Annotated in this window: 3 protein-coding genes; 1 reads left to right on the forward strand and 2 read right to left on the reverse strand. The window is 58.7% G+C overall.

The window, feature by feature from the left end; translation table 11 throughout:
• Positions 1-33: 33 nt before the first annotated feature.
• Positions 34-747 carry a DUF4197 domain-containing protein gene (locus AC1D1X_RS22630; RefSeq protein ID WP_477668892.1) on the reverse strand — a complete coding sequence of 238 codons (714 nt, stop codon included), beginning with the start codon at positions 745-747 and terminating at the stop codon, positions 34-36.
• A 15-nt stretch (positions 748-762) separates the two neighbouring features.
• Here AC1D1X_RS22630 and AC1D1X_RS22635 point away from each other — a divergent pair, with 15 nt between their 5' ends.
• Positions 763-1,278: a TlpA disulfide reductase family protein gene (locus AC1D1X_RS22635; RefSeq protein WP_457281630.1), complete on the forward strand. Its 516-nt coding sequence runs from the start codon at positions 763-765 to the stop codon at positions 1,276-1,278.
• A gap of 211 nt (positions 1,279-1,489) precedes the next feature.
• Here the strand turns inward: AC1D1X_RS22635 and AC1D1X_RS22640 are convergent.
• Positions 1,490-1,664: cytochrome c (locus tag AC1D1X_RS22640; protein WP_477699260.1), on the reverse strand; the 175-nt coding region annotated here is incomplete at its 5' end.

The following is a 1,664-nucleotide window of genomic DNA, read 5'->3' on the forward strand; positions in this document are numbered from 1 at the left end:
GCCAATTTCCGATGCAATATTTCAGAAAACCCGTTATTTCATGGATCCGAAGACCTTCTTGAGGATGGCGCTGCCCGTGCCTACCGGGTCTTGCCGGATCTTCTTTTCTTCCTCGCCGATGATCAGGTACAGGCCGTCCAGCGATTTGCCGGTCACGTACTGCTGGATGTTGGCGTCTTCTTTCTTGACCAGGCCAAAGCCGGCGGCCCTGCCGGCGAATTCGTTGTACTTGTTGGCCAGGCCGACTTTTTCGGTGGCTTTGGTCACCACGGGCAGAAACTTCACGCCCAGCGGGGTGCGGGTCTTCTCGGCAAAGAAAGTGGTCACCGAGGTTTCGCCACCCGTCAGGATGTTCTTGGCGTCATTCACATTCATGGTGCGTACCGCATTGACCAGCAGGTCCTTTCCCATGGGCACGGCAGCTTCAGCGGCCCGGTTGATGGACGTCACCAGTTCATCGATCCGCTTGCCCTGGCCGAAGTTTTTCAGCAATTTCGACGCATCTTCGAGATATCCGGGCAAGGGAATGCGAACTTTTGGGTTGCCGAGGAATCCATCTGTCTTGCCCAGCAGGGCGACGGCGGCGACAGCGCCCTTTTCAAGGGCTGTTTTCAGGCCGGCGCTGGCGTCGGCATTGCTGATGCCGGACAGGTCTCCCAGCGAAAGTGCGTGGGCCTGGTGGTAAGCGGCCAATATCAGTGCGCCCAACGCGCTGACGCCGGCCTGGTTAAAATTGCGACGTTGCATGATGAGGTCCTTCCAATGAAATTGACATCCCGCCTGACAGTATGCCGCACGGCACTGGCCGGTATTTTGGCTGTGGCGGCCCTTGCCTGCCTGCCGGGATGTGGCGGCGCCGAGGCCGCGCCGGAGTCGACCTTTGTGTTGCTGGACGGTAGCAAAAAAACCACCGCCGACCTCAAAGGCAAGGTCACCCTGGTCAATTTCTGGGCCACGAGCTGTGTGACCTGCGTGGCAGAAATGCCGAAGGTCATCTCGACCTACAACAAATACCAATCCCAAGGCTACGACACGCTGGCCGTGGCCATGAGCTACGACCCACCCAGCTATGTCGTCAATTACACGCAAACGCGCCAGCTGCCCTTCAAGGTGGCGATCGACAACACAGGCGCAGTGGCCAAAGCATGGGGCGATGTCCAGCTCACACCCACCACCTACCTGGTCAACAAGCGCGGCGAGATCGTCAAGCAGTACGTGGGTGAGCCCGACTTTGCGGCGCTGCACCAGCTGATCGAAAAACTTCTCAAAGAGACCTGATAAGCGTTCCCCGCCCGAAAAAAAGGCCTGTTTCAGCAATGAAACAGGCCTTTTGACCATATGGGACGGGCGCAACCAGCTATGAATTTAATAGCAGCACCCATGTCCACGATTTAGCCAGCAGGGGCCGCGGGTCTGGCTTCGCCGGGCGCAAGGCGCCTGTCCCCCTGAGGGGGAGAGGAAGCTACACGAAGTGAGCTTCAACAGAGGGCTACTGAGCCCGAAACGCGTCGTGGCAAGCCTTGCAACTGCCGGCCGTAGCCGTAAAGGCGGTCTTCAGGTTGTCAAGGTTGCCGGTCTTGGCCGCGGCGGCCAGCTTGGCGGTCTCTGCGACCAGCTTTTCGTGGCCTTCCTTGAACTTGGCTTGTTCAGCCCAGATTTCAGGC

It is taken from the genome of Polaromonas sp. P1_G4 (genome assembly GCF_056405475.1).